This window comes from Halorubrum hochsteinianum, assembly GCF_023702125.1.
In the GTDB taxonomy this organism is placed as follows: domain Archaea; phylum Halobacteriota; class Halobacteria; order Halobacteriales; family Haloferacaceae; genus Halorubrum; species Halorubrum hochsteinianum.
In genome coordinates, this window is record NZ_CP098415.1 from 1,529,483 (window position 1) to 1,545,221 (window position 15,739).

15 protein-coding genes are annotated in these 15,739 nt (G+C 69.4%); 8 read left to right on the plus strand and 7 right to left on the minus strand.

The window, feature by feature from the left end; translation table 11 throughout:
- Positions 1-69 precede the first annotated feature (69 nt).
- Positions 70-516: a UPF0179 family protein gene (locus NAF06_RS07620; protein ID WP_008584730.1), complete on the plus strand. Its 447-nt coding sequence runs from the start codon at positions 70-72 to the stop codon at positions 514-516.
- Positions 517-530: 14 nt separating this feature from the next.
- On the opposite strand, the gene NAF06_RS07625 is transcribed toward NAF06_RS07620, so the two are convergent.
- On the minus strand, positions 531-1,256 hold the full coding sequence (locus tag NAF06_RS07625) for a guanosine phosphorylase (protein ID WP_008584727.1): 726 nt from the start codon (positions 1,254-1,256) through the stop codon (positions 531-533).
- A 187-nt stretch (positions 1,257-1,443) separates the two neighbouring features.
- Here NAF06_RS07625 and NAF06_RS07630 point away from each other — a divergent pair, with 187 nt between their 5' ends.
- From NAF06_RS07630 to NAF06_RS07645, 4 genes are all read left to right on the plus strand, one after another.
- A complete protein-coding gene (locus NAF06_RS07630) occupies positions 1,444-1,638 on the plus strand; it encodes a hypothetical protein (RefSeq protein WP_008584725.1) in 195 nt (64 codons plus the stop codon).
- A gap of 90 nt (positions 1,639-1,728) precedes the next feature.
- The gene (locus tag NAF06_RS07635) at positions 1,729-4,023 is read left to right on the plus strand and encodes an Ig-like domain-containing protein (protein ID WP_008584723.1); all 2,295 of its coding nucleotides are present in this window, start codon (positions 1,729-1,731) and stop codon (positions 4,021-4,023) included.
- A gap of 160 nt (positions 4,024-4,183) precedes the next feature.
- Complete coding sequence (gene hmgB / locus NAF06_RS07640; protein WP_008584721.1) at positions 4,184-5,527, plus strand: hydroxymethylglutaryl-CoA synthase; 1,344 nt, start codon at positions 4,184-4,186, stop codon at positions 5,525-5,527.
- 124 nt (positions 5,528-5,651) lie between these two features.
- Positions 5,652-6,107 carry a 30S ribosomal protein S19e gene (locus NAF06_RS07645; RefSeq protein WP_006630267.1) on the plus strand — a complete coding sequence of 152 codons (456 nt, stop codon included), beginning with the start codon at positions 5,652-5,654 and terminating at the stop codon, positions 6,105-6,107.
- 298 nt (positions 6,108-6,405) lie between these two features.
- On the opposite strand, the gene ppc is transcribed toward NAF06_RS07645, so the two are convergent.
- The gene (ppc, locus tag NAF06_RS07650) at positions 6,406-9,108 is read right to left on the minus strand and encodes a phosphoenolpyruvate carboxylase (RefSeq protein ID WP_008584718.1); all 2,703 of its coding nucleotides are present in this window, start codon (positions 9,106-9,108) and stop codon (positions 6,406-6,408) included.
- Positions 9,109-9,356: 248 nt separating this feature from the next.
- Between ppc and NAF06_RS07655 the strand changes: the two genes are divergently transcribed.
- Positions 9,357-10,202, plus strand: coding sequence for a Rieske (2Fe-2S) protein (locus NAF06_RS07655; protein WP_008584716.1), 846 nt, complete (start codon positions 9,357-9,359; stop codon positions 10,200-10,202).
- A 108-nt stretch (positions 10,203-10,310) separates the two neighbouring features.
- Entirely contained in the window at positions 10,311-10,646 is a 336-nt protein-coding gene (locus NAF06_RS07660) for a DUF8113 family protein (protein WP_008584713.1), read from the plus strand.
- A gap of 15 nt (positions 10,647-10,661) precedes the next feature.
- Here NAF06_RS07660 and NAF06_RS07665 read toward each other — a convergent pair whose 3' ends face one another.
- The 4 genes from NAF06_RS07665 to NAF06_RS07680 form a co-directional block, all read right to left on the minus strand.
- Complete coding sequence (locus NAF06_RS07665) at positions 10,662-11,171, minus strand: DUF8060 family membrane protein (RefSeq protein ID WP_008584711.1); 510 nt, start codon at positions 11,169-11,171, stop codon at positions 10,662-10,664.
- Complete coding sequence (locus tag NAF06_RS07670) at positions 11,168-12,178, minus strand: DUF7490 domain-containing protein (protein WP_008584708.1); 1,011 nt, start codon at positions 12,176-12,178, stop codon at positions 11,168-11,170. The genes NAF06_RS07665 and NAF06_RS07670 overlap by 4 nt, the downstream gene beginning before the upstream one ends.
- 69 nt (positions 12,179-12,247) lie before the next feature.
- Entirely contained in the window at positions 12,248-12,778 is a 531-nt protein-coding gene (locus NAF06_RS07675) for a DUF5817 domain-containing protein (protein WP_008584706.1), read from the minus strand.
- Between the two features lie 409 nt (positions 12,779-13,187).
- On the minus strand, positions 13,188-14,051 hold the full coding sequence (locus NAF06_RS07680) for an inositol monophosphatase family protein (RefSeq protein WP_008584703.1): 864 nt from the start codon (positions 14,049-14,051) through the stop codon (positions 13,188-13,190).
- A gap of 117 nt (positions 14,052-14,168) precedes the next feature.
- Here NAF06_RS07680 and NAF06_RS07685 point away from each other — a divergent pair, with 117 nt between their 5' ends.
- On the plus strand, positions 14,169-14,426 hold the full coding sequence (locus tag NAF06_RS07685; protein WP_008584701.1) for a hypothetical protein: 258 nt from the start codon (positions 14,169-14,171) through the stop codon (positions 14,424-14,426).
- Positions 14,427-14,457: 31 nt separating this feature from the next.
- Here NAF06_RS07685 and NAF06_RS07690 read toward each other — a convergent pair whose 3' ends face one another.
- A complete protein-coding gene (locus tag NAF06_RS07690; RefSeq protein WP_008584699.1) occupies positions 14,458-15,708 on the minus strand; it encodes an MBL fold metallo-hydrolase in 1,251 nt (416 codons plus the stop codon).
- Positions 15,709-15,739: the final 31 nt, after the last annotated feature.

Here is a 15,739-nt window from a genome sequence, read left to right on the forward strand (position 1 = left end):
GGTTCGCGTGCCGGGCCGGACCCCGGCGGAGGCGGGAGGCTTACGGACTCGCGGCGCGTCGCTCCGGGCATGACCACGGTCACGCTCATCGGGACCCGGCTCGCGGACGTCGGCCGCGAGTTCGTCTACGAGGGGGAATCGACCGACTGCGAGGGGTGTCCCTACCGCGGGCAGTGTCTGAACCTCTCCGAGGGGACGCGGTACCGAGTGACCGGCATCCGGGAGAACGCGCAGACGCTCGACTGCGCAGTCCACGACGCCGGCGTCCGCGCGGTCGAGGTCGAGCCGGCGTCGGTCCCCGCGAACGTCCCCTCGAAGCGCGCCTACGCCGGCAGCAAGGCGTCGCTCGCCGGCCCCTGTCCGCACACCGAGTGCCCGAGCCACGGCTACTGCGTCCCGGACGGTGCCGACTTCGACGACGAGCGCGTCATCGATCAGGTGCTGGGCGAGCCGCCGCACGAGACGTGCGCGCTCGACCGCGACCTGACGCTCGTCGAGTTCCGCGCCGAGGAATAGTCGGAATCGGGCCCCTACAGCGACGCGACCGCGTTCAGCGTGATCCGGATCGCGCGCTCGACGTTGTCCTTCGCCTTCTCCGGCAGTTCGTCGTCGGAGTCCGCGCCCTTCTGCGAGCCGGCGACGAGGTTCCCGTCGACGGTACAGATGGCACCCGCGGCGAGCCCCTTGCGGCGCGCGAGCGAGAAGACGGTCGCGGCCTCCATCTCGATCGCGAGCAGGTTCGCGTCGTTCCAGTCGTCGACGTACTCGTCGCTCTCGTTGTAGAACGCGTCGTCGGAGACGATCGGCCCGACGTGGATCTCCTCGTCGTTGTCCTCGGCCGCCCCGACGAGGCCGGTGAGCACGTCGTAGTCCGGGACCGCGGGGTAGTTGGCGGACTCGTACCGCTTGCTCGTCCCCTCCTCCTTGGCCGCGCCCGTCGCGACCACCATGTCGCCGACCTCCATGTCGGGCTGGAGCGCCCCGCAGGTGCCACAGCGGACGAACGTCTCGACGCCGACCCGCGAGAGCTCCTCGACCGCGATGGCCGCCGAGGGGCAGCCGATCCCGGTCGAGCAGATCGTGAGCTCCGTCCCCTCGTAGCTCGCGTTGACGACCTTGTACTCGCGGTTCTGCGCGACGACCTCGCTGTCGTCACAGAGGTCCGCGATCCGGTCGACGCGCCCCGGGTCCCCGGGGATGATCGCGATATCGTGTACGTCGCCCTCCTCGACCAGCAGGTGCGGCTGTTTCGCCATATCGGCGGAGACAGCCGCCGCGCGCAAAAACGGACCGGTCGGCGGGCGGGGAACGCCCCCGAAAAGGAATTCAATATCGCGATATGTGATTTATTGATTCCCCTGAATCGCGCCCATCGCCGGTCCGATCAGGCCGATCACCGCGACCGACCGGCCGACTTATCGCCCGACAGCGTCAGGATCGGCTATGACAGACGCGGACGCCTCCGCCGACCTCGGCTCGACGATCGGTGCCCTCACGGTCGCGTTCCTGCTCGTCACGCTCGTCGCCGGGGCGCTCCTCGGCTTCAACTGGACGCAGGCGGTGCTGCTCGGCGGGTTCGCCGCCGTCACCGCCGTCGTCTCGGCGTGGGCGACGGCGCGGCGGGCGGACGGCGATTGACCCGTCCCCCGGTCCGACGCCCGCGAGCGATTCTCGCGACTGAGACGTCGGACGGAGGATTTTATACCCGCTCGGTGTCGACATCCGGCAATGCGCTTCAGTCGCGACCGTCGGGGCCAGTCGGTCGTGGTCGGGACGGTGATCCTGTTCGGATTCCTGATCTTGGCGCTGTCGCTGTATCAGGTACAGGTAGTCCCGCAAGAGAACAGCGATGTCGAGTACGAACACAGCCAGCAGGTCGAGGGAGAGTTCCTCGATATACGGAATGCGGTCGAGAGCGCGAGCGGCACGGGCGACGGCCGGTCGACGTCGTTGAAACTCGGAACTCGGTACCCGCAGCGGACGTTCGCGTTGAACCCGCCAGCGGCGTCGGGCCGACTGTCGACGACCGAACCGAGGGCCCTGCGCATCGAGAACGTGACCGTGAACGACGGCGGCAACGTCGGTGCGTACTGGTCGAACCGGACTAACGAAACCGCAACCGGGGATACCATCACCTTCGACACACGATCGCTGCGGTACTCTCCCGGGTACAACGAGTTCCGAGACGCCCCCGACCTCGTCTATGAACACTCCCTCGTCATTGCCGAATTCGAGTCCGGCGTCCTCGGTCGGAGCGGACAGATCGCGGTGGACAGCGACCGTAATCGGGTCCGGTTAACTGCCTTGGACGGGACGGTATCGGAGTCGGGCGTCCGACGGACGAGCCTGGATCCGGAGACGCTGTCGGAGATCGAGCGTTCGGTGAACTTGAATTCGGCCGACGACGATCCGATCGTCGTCGAACTGCCGACCGATGTGTCGATGGAGCGGGCGGACAGCCTCGAACAGCAGTGGCGCGACCGCTTGGGTGACGACGCAGAAAGCGTCGTCGTCGCGGGCGGAACAGTTCGGATCGAACTCGACGGCACCGAGGAGTACCGGCTCGAGCTCGGGAAGGTCGGCCTCGGGAACGACGCCACCGGGACGAACGAGTCGGACGGATACATCACGGAGGTCTCGGCGGCTGACGGCGTCGCTGTCGCGGAGGTCCGCGACCGGTACAACAACCCCGTCGAAGGTGCCGATGTCGAAATATCGGTCGACGGTACCGCCGTGGAGACGGCGCGAACAGACGCCGACGGCCGCATCAGCTACGAAGTCGGCGACGTTTCGGACGTTGAGATGGCGATCAACGACGGGTCCGACACGTGGGACTCCGTGCTGTTCGAGAACGTCGGTGCCGGCGTCCCGGGTGGGGGCGTCGAATCGCTCCTCGTCGCTCCGGAGGAGGCCGTCGCGTTCAACGGCCCCGGATCCGCCGAACGAGGCGGGTTCCAACTGGACATCGAGAACCAGCACGACACGCAGGTTCGGATCACCGACGTAACGGTTCTCCCGGAGGACCCGAGGCTCAACGGGCTGTCAGATAAGGCCGACGCCACCGGACCGGGCCGGTCCGAGCTGAACGTGGAGTCGGAGAACGGCGCTGTTGGCAACAAGGAAGTTCTCCTCCTCGATTCGGAGTACACGTTCGTCCCAAACAGCGGGCTCCGGTTGAACCTCCAGTCCGGCCCCGAAAAGCGGGCGTACGACACGGGATCCGTGGAGTACGTCGACGCAGAAACGGATTTTTCCGGGGTGGAGGTCCCGCTGAACTCCGGGGAAGGTGCCACGATCACGCTGGCGGAGTTCTACGAGGTCGGGCAGACCGGCGCGACCGTCGAAGACGTCGTCGGAGAGACGTTCAGCGTGACTGTCGGCTACAAAATCGACGGCGAGCGGCGAACGAAGCAGTTCGTCACGACGGTTGAGGTGCGACCAGCGGGAAACGTTGACGTTGAGGACAGCATCGCCCCGAACGCCGCCAATTTCGACGTGTTTACCGATCAGTTCCAGGGCCTGACGACGGGACAGGTCGTCGTCGAGAACGCGGCGACCGGCGAATCGGTTTCGTTCGAGTCGACCGACGGACAGACGACGGAGGTCGACTCGGCCGACGTCGGCGGCCTCTCCGACGGAGACGAGATCACCGCCACGCTGTACGAGAGCGACGCGCAGGAGACGGAACTGAGTCAAGATGTCACCGTCGTCGGCGGCGGTGCCTCCGCGATCAACTCGTTCGAGGTGACAGACCAGAGCGGGAATCAGGCACGGTTCGACGTCGACTGGGTAGTGACCAACGACGACGGCAATCTCGATTCGGTCGAAATCGAACTGATAAACGAGAACGGGAACATCGTCGACACGGTCTTCAACGACGTTAGCGGCGGGGGGGCTTCAGGGACCAATCAGCTCCGTCAGACTGGAAATCCGCCCGCACAGACGTACACGGTCCGGCTGACCGTGACCGACGTCTTCGGAAACGAAGTCGTCGAAACACGAGAGGTCGAGTACGCCGGCTGAGGCCGCTTGACTTCGAGGCGGCTTCGATGCCGTCGACCTCTCGCCACGCCGTCCCGATGAGTTGGTGACCACCGGTCAACGTAGTTGTTCCCGGGAAATACAACGATCGTCGTAATCACTAATCGACAAAGCCATAGGCCATCCTCGTGAACGACCGTGTATGACCGCAGTCGGGATCGACGGCATCGAGATCTGGACCGGGAAGCTCAAGCTCGACCTGCCGGGCACGTTCGCGCCCGAGCAGGGCGACGACCCCGAGAAGTACACGAAGGGGCTCGGACTCACCAACTCCTCGTTCCCCGACGTGTACGAGGACATCGTCACGATGGGCGCGAACGCCGCCAAGGGGCTGATGGACCGGAAGGGGCTCGAACCGGAGGACGTCGGCCGGATCGACGTCGCCACCGAGTCGGCGTTCGACCACTCGAAGCCGGTGTCGACGTACATCGCCGGCTGCCTCGAACAGGTGTACGACGGCGACTTCACCCACGCGAACAAGGGCGAGCGCAAGTTCGCCTGTCTCGCCGGCACGCAGGCGATCGACGACGCGTACAACTGGATCCGCGCCGGCCGGAACCGGGACCGCCCGGCCATCGTGATCACGACGGACACGGCGCTGTACGCCCGCGGCGACCCGGGCGAGGCGACGCAGGGCGCGGGAGCCGTCGCGATGTTAATCGACGAGGACCCCTCGATCGTCGAGCTGTCGACCGATCAGGGGTACGGGTCGAAAGACGAGACGGACTTCCTCAAGCCGAACCAGCAGTTCCCGAGCGTCGACGGGAAGCGGTCGGTCCAGGTGTACCTCTCCCGGATGCGCGAGGCCCTGGAGGACTACGAGTCGGTCACGGACGACATCGCTCTGGAGGACTTCGCGTACGCCCCGTTCCACACGCCGTTCCCCGGGATGGTCCGCAAGGCCGCGCTCTTGGCCTACCGGCACGTCATCCGCGACACCGAACACGAGGACGCGCTGGCCGACGAGATCGGTCGCCAGCCCCGCGAGGCGGAGTACGAGGACCGCGAGGCGTACGAGGAGGCGATCCGCGGGTACATGGACGAGCTGAAGACGACCGAGCAGTACCGGTCGTGGTACGACACGGCCGTCGAGCCGACGCTGGAACTCTCCCGCGAGGTCGGCAACTGGTACACCAGCTCCGTCCACATCGCCCGCGTGAGCGCCCTGCGAGACGCGCTGACCCGCGACCGCGGGTTCGTCGGTGACACCCTGCTCGTCGCCTCCTACGGCTCCGGCGCGCAGGCCGAGATCCACGCCGAGACGATCCGCGAGGGGTGGCGCGCGGAGATCGAGGCGCTCGACATCGACGACCAGCTCGACGCCCGCTACGACCTCACGTGGGACGAGTACGAGGACGTCCACGACGTCCACGAGTACGACATGGACCTCGACCGCGAGGTCGAGGAGTTCACTCAGCCCGACGGGGAGTTCGTCTTCACCGGCTGGGGCCGGATGAACGAACGGAAGTACGAGTACGTCGAGTAAGCCGGCGGTCGCCGTTCTCTGATCCCCGAGTCGCCCGCAGCGGCCCGCAACCCCGTGAAAACGGCTCACACGGGCCGTACGCGATACGATGGTTTTAAACGACGCTGGCGTGAATTGAGACCCAATGGTAACCATCTACGACGTGCCGGCCGACGACCTCATCGAGGCCGTCGCCGCGCGACTCGAGGACCGGATCGACGAGCCCGACTGGGTCGAGTTCACGAAGAGCGGGGCCGGCAAGGAGCTTCCCCCGGAACAGGAGGACTTCTGGTACGTCCGCTCGGCGAGCCTCCTCCGCAAGGTCGCCCAGAACGAGCCGGTCGGCATCGAGCGGCTCGCCACCGAGTACGGCTCGAAGAAGCGCGGCTCGAACCGCTACTCCGTCCGCCCCGGCGAGCACGAGGGCGGCTCCCGCAAGCTCATCCGCTCGGCGCTCCAGGCCCTCGAAGACGAGGGGCTCGTCACGATCGCGTCCGGCGAAGGCCGCCGCGTCTCCGACGAGGGCGAGGCGTTCCTCTCGGAGGTCGCCACCGAGGTCTTCGAGGACCTCGACCGTCCGGAACTCGAACGTTACGCGTAACGCCGCTTTCTGATTCGTTTTTGCCGTACCCGTCCAGCCGTAGCTCTCTTCTGCGGCCCGAGACGCCCGAAATCGACAGCTTCGCGCCAGTCTTCGGCAGTCGACGGTCTTCCCCTACTACTCCGTTGTAAATCGCATCTCGCTATATCAAAACCCGGTCGCGTCGCGAATCCCGATCGACGGTCGGGACTCGTCGAGGAGAGCGGACGCTATCGGGAGGTCGACGAGATTAACAGAGAGTCGAAAAGCGGAACGCGTCGCGGGCGTTTTCGCGGCGGTCCGACCGGGTTCGGATTCGCTATCCGGTGTTCTTCATCCCGGCGGCGATGCCGTTGACGGTGAGCCGCAGGGTGCGCTCCTCCTCGTCGGTGCGGTGGGTGCGCCCGAGCAGGTTCGCTTGGAGCAGGTTCAGGGGGTCGACGTAGGGGTTCCGGCGGTCGAGGCTCTCTTCGAGCCACTCGCGGCGGAGCAGTTGGTCGCGACCGCTGATCTCCAAGACCAGTTCGCGGCCGCGCTCGTACTCGGCGACGAGTTCCGGGAAGAAGCGCTCGCGGAGGTCGTCGTCCGCCAGGTCGGCGTACTCGGCGGCGATCTCCGGCTCGGTGCGCGCGAGCGCCAGCGAGGCGTTGTCGAGCGTCGTGCGGAAGAACGGCCACTCGTCGAACATCTCGCGGAGGACCTCCATTCCCTCCTCCTCGCCGACCTCGTCGAGGTAGGCGTCGATGCCGGAGGCGATCGCGTACCAGCCGGGGAGGATGAGCCGGGTCTGCGTCCACGAGAACACCCACGGGATGGCGCGTAAGTCCTCGACGCTGCGCTCGCCCGACCGGCTCGCGGGCCGAGAGCCGAGGTTGAGGTTCTCGACGACGCTGATCGGCGTCGCCTGCTCGAAGTAGGAGACGAACCCGTCCGTGTTCAGCAGGTCCCGGTACGTCTCGCGGGCGGCGGGGGCCATGGTCTCCATCGCCTCCACCCACCGGTCGGGCACGTCCTCGACCGGCTCCTCGTTCGCCTCCTTCCGGGCGCGGATCTGCGCGTCGAGCATCTGTTCGAGCTCGCGCTCGGCGATCCGCGGGTTGGCGTACTTCTCGGCGATGGCCTCGCCCTGCTCGGTGAACTTCACCTGGCCGGTGACGGTCTCGTTGGGGAGCGCGAGCAGCGCCTCGTTCATCGGGCCGCCGCCGCGCGAGATGGACCCGCCGCGGCCGTGGAACAGCCGGAGGGTGACCTCTTCCTCGCGGCAGAACCGGGCGATCCGGCGCTGGTTCTCGTAGAGGTCCCAGTTGGCGGCGAGGAACCCGTTCTCCTTGTTGGAGTCGGAGTAGCCGAGCATGACCTCCTGGACCTCGTCCCGGGCCTCCAGCGCGGTCGCGTACGCCTCGTTCTCGAAGAGCGTCCCGAGGATGCGCTCGGCACCGTTGAGCGCCGACTCGGTCTCCAAGAGCGGGACGACGTCGACCGCGCAGTGGTCCGGCAGGGAGACGACCCCGACCTGGTCGGCCAGGAACAGCACCTCCAGGACGTGGCTCGGCTCCTCGGTCATCGAGATGCAGTAGGTGTCTATCGCCTGCGGGCCGTACTCGTCCTGCCAGTCCGCGAACGACTCGAACCGCCGGAGGACGCGCTCGGTCGTCTCGGACACGTCGCCCGGCTCGTCGAGGTCGACGACGGGGTCCTCCTGTAGTATCGCCTCCGTGAGGAACTCCTGCCGCTCCTCCTCGTCCATCTCGCGGTAGTCGACCCCCTCGACGCCGACGGCCTCGGCGACGGCCTCGGTGTGGTTCTCACGGTGGTCCCGCAGGTCGAGCGACGCCAGCGTGAGCCCGAAGGTGTCGACCTGTCGGCGGAACGGCTCGACGAAGGACTCGAGGACCGACTCCTGCCCGTCCTCGCGCAGCGAGTCGGCGATGACGTCGAGGTCGTCGAGGAAGGCGTCGCCGTCGGGGTACTCGCCGGGCCGGACGTCGTTCACGCGGTCGAGTCGCTCGCGCATCAGCCGGAGCTTCTGCCGGTACGGCTCGTCGGGGTAGCGCTCGCGCGCCTCCTCGACGACGGTCGGGAACCGGTCGGCGTCGGCCGCGAGCGACCGCGCCAGCGCGTCCCCGGCGGCGTACCGGTCGCCGTCCTGACTCAGCACGGCGGAGAGGCGCTTACAGCGGTCGCGGTACTTCTCGACGGCGACCTCGCGCTGGCGTTCCAGCGTCTCGTCGGTCACCTCGGGGGTGACGAACGGGTTCCCGTCGCGGTCGGAGCCGGCCCACGAGCGGAACTCGAAGAGCTTCGGGCAGTCGACGTCGTCGTACTCCTTCGAGATGCTCTCCTCGAACTCCTCGTAGGCGTCGCCGACGACGTCGAACAGCGTGTTCTCGAGGTACCACTGGACGTTCCGCGCCTCGTCTTCCGGCTCGGGCGCTCGCTGACGGACCTGTCGAGTGCCCCACAGGCTGGTCACCTCGGCGGTGACGTCGCGCCAGACGGCGCGCCGCTCGCGGTCGGTGAGGTTGCGCTCGTCGAGCTCCTCCAGGTGGTTCGCGATGGAGCGGAGCTTGGACTTCACCGTCGAGCGCCGGGCTTCGGTGGGGTGGGCGGTGAACGTCGGCTCGATGAGCACGTCCGCGAGCAGCTCCTCTAACTCCTCGGCGTCGACGCCGGCCTCGGCGAACTCGGCGACCGTCGCGTCGAAGGAGTCGTGGAGGGCGGTGCCGTCGTCGGCGTTCCGCACCGCGCGGACCCGCTCGCGCTCCTCGGCGAGGTTGATCAGCTCGAAGTACGTCGTGAACGCCCGGGCGACGACCTCCTCCCGGGTGGTCGAGAGGTCGTCGACGGCCTCGTGGAGGGCGTCGCGGTCGGCGGCGTCGCCGCGCCGGTACGCGATGGCGGCGTTCCGGAGGGACTCGACCGTCTCGTACGCCTCGGTCGAGGCCTGCGCGGCGAGGACGTCCCCCACCAGCGCCCCGAGCTCCCGAACGTCCGTCCGCACGTCTCGATTGTATAGGTCCATACCACGGACACAGCCGTCGAAGTCGGTTAAAAACCGCGGTACGAACGAACGTTTGCCTCGGTTCTGAGTAAACACCTTCACGATCGTTTCTGTTTGATCGGCGCGGCCGGACGGTCCGGGTCGTCGATTCTCGCGGCGGGCGGAGGGTCTGTGTTCCGGTTCCCGCCGCCCGCGGTCGCGACACGGACGGTTCCCAGCGCGGTGGAGGGTTCGTCACCCTTTTTACCGATCCAACCGCAGAACCGTGTATGAGTGCGTCCGACAAGTATCCGTCAGAGTCCGGGCGGCGACGCTTCGTGAAGGGCGTCGTCGGCGGCGCGGCCCTCGCCGGGGTCGGCGCGATGGGGTCGGCGACCGTGAACACCCTGACGACCGCCGGCGGCGTCGGCGGCGGGTCGACGATCGCGAAGACGATCGCCCACACCGGCGGTCCCGCGCCGCGCGGCCTCCCGCAGATCCCGGTCCGCGTCACCGACGACGGGTACATCGAGGGCATCTGGCCCGAGACGACGACCGTCACGCAGGAGGGACAGGAGATCGAGGTCGCCCAACAGGAACTGGGCGACAGCGGCGTCACCTACTCCGGCGCGTGGTTCCAGTACTGCGGCGTCGAGTCGCAGGAGAACGTCCAGCCGAACTTCGAGTCGGACAACCTGTTCCGCGCCGCGAGCGGCCCGCCGTACGACTGGCAGTCGGAGGCGTACTCGGGCGGCGACCGGATCCACGTCGACGACTTCGACGACTACGAGGAGTGGGGCAACGGGATCGGCAGCGAGGGCGTCGGCAAGCCGGCGTCGGTGACGTGGCGCTCCGAGGACGCCGACACCAACCTCAACGCGGTCGTCATCCGCTCGCCGGAGATCGAGGAGGCCGCTCAGGACGACGCGTGGCTTCAGGCCTCCACCGATCAGGGGTTCATGGCGTACCTCAACGTCTGTACCCACTTCTGTTGTATCCCGGGCTACAAGGTGCTAGAGGAGTCCGCGCGCTACGACGCCGCCGACGGGACGTACTGCGTCTGCCACCAGTCGGTGTACGACCCGTTCGTCATCGAGGACGCGCTGTTCATCGCGCGGCCCCGTCCCGAGGAGTAACGCCGCGACCGTCCGACTTCGGTCTTTTCAGCTTCGAGTTTCCCCGCCCGCAGTCCGTCCCGCGAGGACCGCCGCCGCGCTTTTCACGCCGCTCGTCCGAGGGACGGTATGAGCGACGACACCTCCGCGGACGCCGACGCGTCGGCGGGCGACGACTTCGAGACGGAACTCGACCGCGCCCGCGACCTCCTCGACGGCGACGACATCGACGCGGTCCACGTCGGCGTCGTCCGCGACGGCGAGGTCGACACCACCTTCGCCCAGCGCACCGACGACGACCCCGACGGGCCCGGCCTCCGGGCGCTCGCGCTGCTCGCCGCGCACGTCAGGCTGGTCGCGGCCGAGGCGGGCGTCGAGCCGTCGACGGTCGCCGGCGACGCCGCGACGCTCGCGGGGCAGGTCGAGCAGATCCCGGCGAGCACCGACCAGATCCCCGACGAGTAGCTCCCCCGCCCGGTCTCACTCGGTCGGCTCGCCGCGGTCGCCCGCGCGTATCTGGCGGAGCTGATGAGTGACGCCCGCGAGCGCGACGAGCAGGACCGCGAGGTTGAACACCGCCAGCGCGACGGACTGGTACCCGGAGTCGAACCAGATCCGGATCGCGTTCGCGGACTGGCTGTAAAACCCCCAGCCGGCGACCACCGCGAGCAGCGACAGCGCCGCGAGTCCGACGCGGTCGAGCAGGCCGCGGAGGCCGTCGGGGGAGAGTCGGTCCGTCGCGGAGTCGTCCGATGCGGCGTCGTGGTCCGATGCGGCGTCGCGGTCCGACTCGGTGCGATCCGGGGCGGTCGTCGTGCGGTCGGTGTCGGTGGTGTCGGCGGTCATGGGCTGTGAATCGTGTGCTGGGTCGGTCGCGGAATCGTCGTCGCCGTGACCGGCGTCGTCGTTGGCGGGGCTTCCGGCGTCGTCGGTCGCGTCTCGGGCGTTCGGTTCGTCGGCCGCGTCGCGGCCGCGCTCCTCGTCGGTCATCGTCGCCTCCGCGCGGTCAGCGCCGCGACGACGAGCGCGACGAGCGCGACGAGCGGCCCGAAGCCGGGCGTCGAGTCGTCGCTGGCGTCCCGGTCCGGCGCGCCGGCGTCGTCGCCGCCCGCGGCACCGTCTTCCCCGCGCTCGAAGTCCTCGACGGAGAACTCCACGTCGCGGACCGTCTCGTCCGCGGTAATCGTCTCCTGGGGGTTCAGGTTCGCGACGCCCTGCGTCTCGTCGACGAGCACGTCGTCGTCGAACAGCGCGGCGTCGACGTAGTAGTTGTACCCCTCGGGCACCTCGACGGTGGCGGTCACGGTGTCGGTCCGGCCGGGGCGGACGGTCCCGACCGTCTCCGTCGCGTCCGCGGCGATCACGTTCGACTCCGCCTGCCGGAGGTACAGTCGGAGGTCGACGTCCTCGCTCGCCCCGTCGCCGCGGTTCGTCACCGAGACGGAGACCGACAGCGTCGCCCTCCCGTCGCCGGCGTCGGCGACGCTCACCGCGACGGTCGGCCAGACGGAGCCGTCGGTGAACCCGACCCGCGTGTCCGCGTAGTCGGGCGTGAGCGCCGCGACGCCGGAGACGCGAGTGGTCCGACTCGTGCGCCGTTCCCCGTCCGCGAACACCACCGTCTCGATCCGGTAGCCGCCCTCGCGCTCGACGGTGATCGTGCCGTTGACCGTGCGTTGCCCCTCGAAGTCGGCGTCGCCGACGTCGACGGTCGTCTCGTCGACGAGGAGGCCGGACTCCGCACCGATCGCCCGGTGGCGGACGGTGACGTTCTCGACGGTCCCGCCCCGGTGTTCGAGGTCGGTTCCGAGGCGGAGTTCCGCGGTCTCGCCGCGGATCTCGCCGGGCGCGACGGTCGCGCCGGCGACGTCGACGTGGCCGGGCGGTTCGTCGGTCTCGCGCGGGTCGGTGAGGGCGTCCGGCGCGGCGACCGCGCCGACCGCGCCCGCGACGAGGAGCGCGGCCGCGGCCGCCAGGAGGGCCGTGCGGGTGTCCATGGGCGACCCGTCACGATCGAAGGATAAGTGCTTTGTCCAAACGCGTCCCCGAACCGCACGGAACCGGACTCAGAGGACGCGATACCGGCCGTTCGACTCGGTGACCTCGCCGCGGCGCGCGAGGCGCGTCAGGATCTCGCGGGCCGTCTCGGCGGGCACGCCGTCGGCCGCGGCGCGCTCGGCTACCGTCTGCTCGGTCGGGTCGTCGACCGCCTCGACCGCGTCGCGGACGACCTCCGTGCGGCTCCGCGAGCCGCCCCCTCCGCTCTCCGCTCGGGAGGCGGCCTCGTCGACCGCGTCGGCGTCGATGCCGGCCGATTCGAGGTACTCCCGGTCGTCGATGCCGGCGTCCTCGACGGCGGCTTCCAGCTCCGAGACGTGGTCCACCTCGGCGAACGCGGCGCTGTCGCCCCGCTTCTTCGCGAGCAGCGCGGACCGCGCCTCCCGCGCGGCCGCGCGGTCCTCGGACTCGAAGAAGCGCTTCAGCTTGGCGGTCCGATGGGTCTTCCCGCACCGCGAGCACTTCGCCGTCTCGCTCGCCTTCGGGTCCGTCACCAGCCACATGTTGGCGCACTCGTTACAGCCGACGACCGCGTACATGCGCGTCGATTCGTCGGCCCCGAATTTGAACCCTCGGCTGTACGTCGTTGAACTCGCTGAGATAGTGACGCCCGAGGGTCCAGTCGCTCGGCGATGTGGCGGTCCGATCGACGCGACCGAGAACGCCACCGAAGCCCCAGCCGCGAGGCGGGCGCACGCTCGTTGCGGTCCTCGCTCGTTCGCTTCGCTCACTCGCTGCGGTCCTGCCGTCGCCTGCGCCCGCCTCGCGACTGCCCCTTCGAGTCCCGCCCGACTGCGACCGCCCGCACCTCACGCCTCCCCAGCCTCGGCGGACGGCCCGGCGCGGGCGGAGCCGCGCCGGACCGCCGCCTCCCTCGCGGGGCCCTCGCGGCCGCCGAGGGCGGCCGCTCGGTGGCGCGCCGTCCGCATCTCACAGAAATAGCGACGCTCAGTCCAGTTCCTCGATCGCTCGGGCGGCCGCCAGCACCTCGTCGTGGAGGTCGACGTTCGAGGCCACCAGCCCGGTCGAGTCGTGTCGCCACCGGTTACCCTCCAGATCCGTCACGCGCCCGCCGGCCTGCCGGATGACGAACACGCCCGCGACGGTGTCCCAGGGGTTCGCCCGCAGATTGGTGATCGTCCCCTCGAACCCGCCGGCGGCGACCGTGGGCAACACGACCTGCGCCGCGCCCAGTCGGCGCATGTCCGAGAAGCGCGAGACGATCGCCTCGCACGCGCGGGCGTACTCGTCGCGCGCGTCGTGCTCCCACCAGATCGTCGGGTCGACGACGGCCCGCCGGGGGTCGCTCACGTCGCTGACCGAGATCGGGTCGCCGTTTCGGAACGCGCCCTCGGGCGTCGCGGTGTAGACGTCGCCGAGCGCGGGCGCGACGATCGCGGCCGCGACCGGCTCGCCGTCGACGACGGCCGCGACCGCGGTGGCCCACACCGGGATGTCGCGGACGTAGTTGTGCGTGCCGTCGATGGGGTCGATCACCCACGCCGCGCCCGCGTCGGGGACGGTCTTGCGCTCGTCCTCCTCCTCGCCGACGACCGCGTCGTCCGGGAACGTCTCGCGGATCGTCTCGATGACGACCCGCTGGGCCGCGCGGTCCGCCTCGGTGACCACGTCGTCGGTCTCGCCTTTCGTCTCTACGTCGATGTCGCTCCGGAAATGCTCGTTCGCGAGGGCCGCGCCCGCCCGCGCCGCCTCCGCCGCGGCCGCGGCGCGCTCGTCGACATCGGGGGCGCGATCGGCGGGAGCGGGGACCTCGGCGGCGGCGTCAGCGCCGGACTCGTCTGCGTCGGTCATGGCTCCACTCGCCGCGCCGGAGGCGTATAAACGTCGGTTCGGCGCGGCCGAAGGTGAGCAATTAACTCAGTTCCGAATCCGAGTAGCTTTAAGTGGATCCGAGCCGGTGGATCGCGTATGGAACCCGAGGAAGCGGTCCGTCAGCTCGAATACACCATCGACGCCTCGCTCGACGACGTCGGACAGCGCGCCGCCGCGAGCTACCGGCCGACCTTCGAGCGCGTGGCCGAGCGCGCGGACGGCGGTGCCGTGTACGAGCTCGCCCGCCAGCTCTCCGCGACGGTCGCCGACGGCGAGCGGCCGAGCCCCGCGGCCGCGAACCGGCGGGCCGAGCGCGTGCTCGACGACTGGGCGTACACCGACGGCGGGGAGTAAGGCTTCGCTGCGCCAATGTCTCGTCGCTGCGTCACACTACGATCTGTTCTCCAATCTCCGGCGCGCTCGCCGCAAACCCGTCCGCTCGCAGCTCTTCTGCGAACGCCGCACAGCGATCCCCGTGGTTCACCAGCACCCGCGCGTCCGGGTACGCGTCGAGGAACGACCGCAGGCCCTCGCGGTCCGCGTGCGCGGAGAAGTCGTACCCCTCGACCCGCGCGGCGACGGTCATCACGCGCCCGTCGATCTCGGCGCTGCCCGTCTCCAGCAGGTTCCGGCCCGGCGTCCCCTCGACTTGATACCCGGTCAGCGTCACCTTGTTCGTCGGGTTCGACCGGACCGCGGGGACGTACGTCATCGCCGGCCCGCCCGAGAGCATCCCGCTCGTGGTGACGATCGCCGCGTTCTGGTCCGCGATCCGCTTGCGTTGCCCGTCGCGGCCGGTGACGAACCGGGCGTGCGAGGTCGCGCGCCGGAGCGCGTCGGCGTCGCGGACGAACTCAGGATGCCGCCGCAGCATCCGGGTCACTTCCTTGCCCATCCCGTCGACGTAACAGGGGATGTCGTGCGCCTCGCAGACTAACAGTAGCTCCTGCGTGCGCCCGATGGCGAACGCCGGGACGACCACGGTGCCGCCCTCCCACAGCGTCGTCTCGACGCTCTCCGCGAACCCGTCCTCGACGGCGGCCCGGGGCTCGTGGTCGACGTCCGAGTAGGTGGACTCACAGACCACGACGTCGGCGTCGGGGCGCGCGGTCGTCCCCGCCACCAGCCGCTGGTCGTCGGTGTGGAAGTCGCCGGTGTACAGCAGTCGCGTCTCCCCGTCGTCGACGAGGACGTGCGCGGAGCCGGGGATGTGCCCCGCCGGAAACAGCGTCACCTCGTAGCCGCCGGCGGCGACGCCGCCCGCGACCAGGAAGGGGTCGCCGTAGCCGTGCCGTCGCTCCGCCTCGCCCAGCCGCGCGACGTGCTCCGCCGAAAACGGGCACAGCGGGCTGTTCCCGTGGAGCTTCAGCGTGTCCTCCGCGAGCGTCCGCGCGAGCTCCCCGGTCGGCGGAGTCCAGTGGACCGGCGGCCGGCGGTCGCCCTTCAGCAGCGCCGGGACGGCACCGACGTGGTCGAGGTGGCCGTGCGAGACGACGACCGCCTCCGGCTCGGGATCCCGCACCGGATACCGCGGCGGCTCGCCGGCCAAGAGCCCGTAGTCGATGAGGAGCGTGTCGTCGACGAGGAGGGCGCTCCGGCCGACCTCGCGGGCACCGCCGAGGAACTCCAACTCCATCGACCGCCCGTAGCCGCCCGCGGGGTTAGTG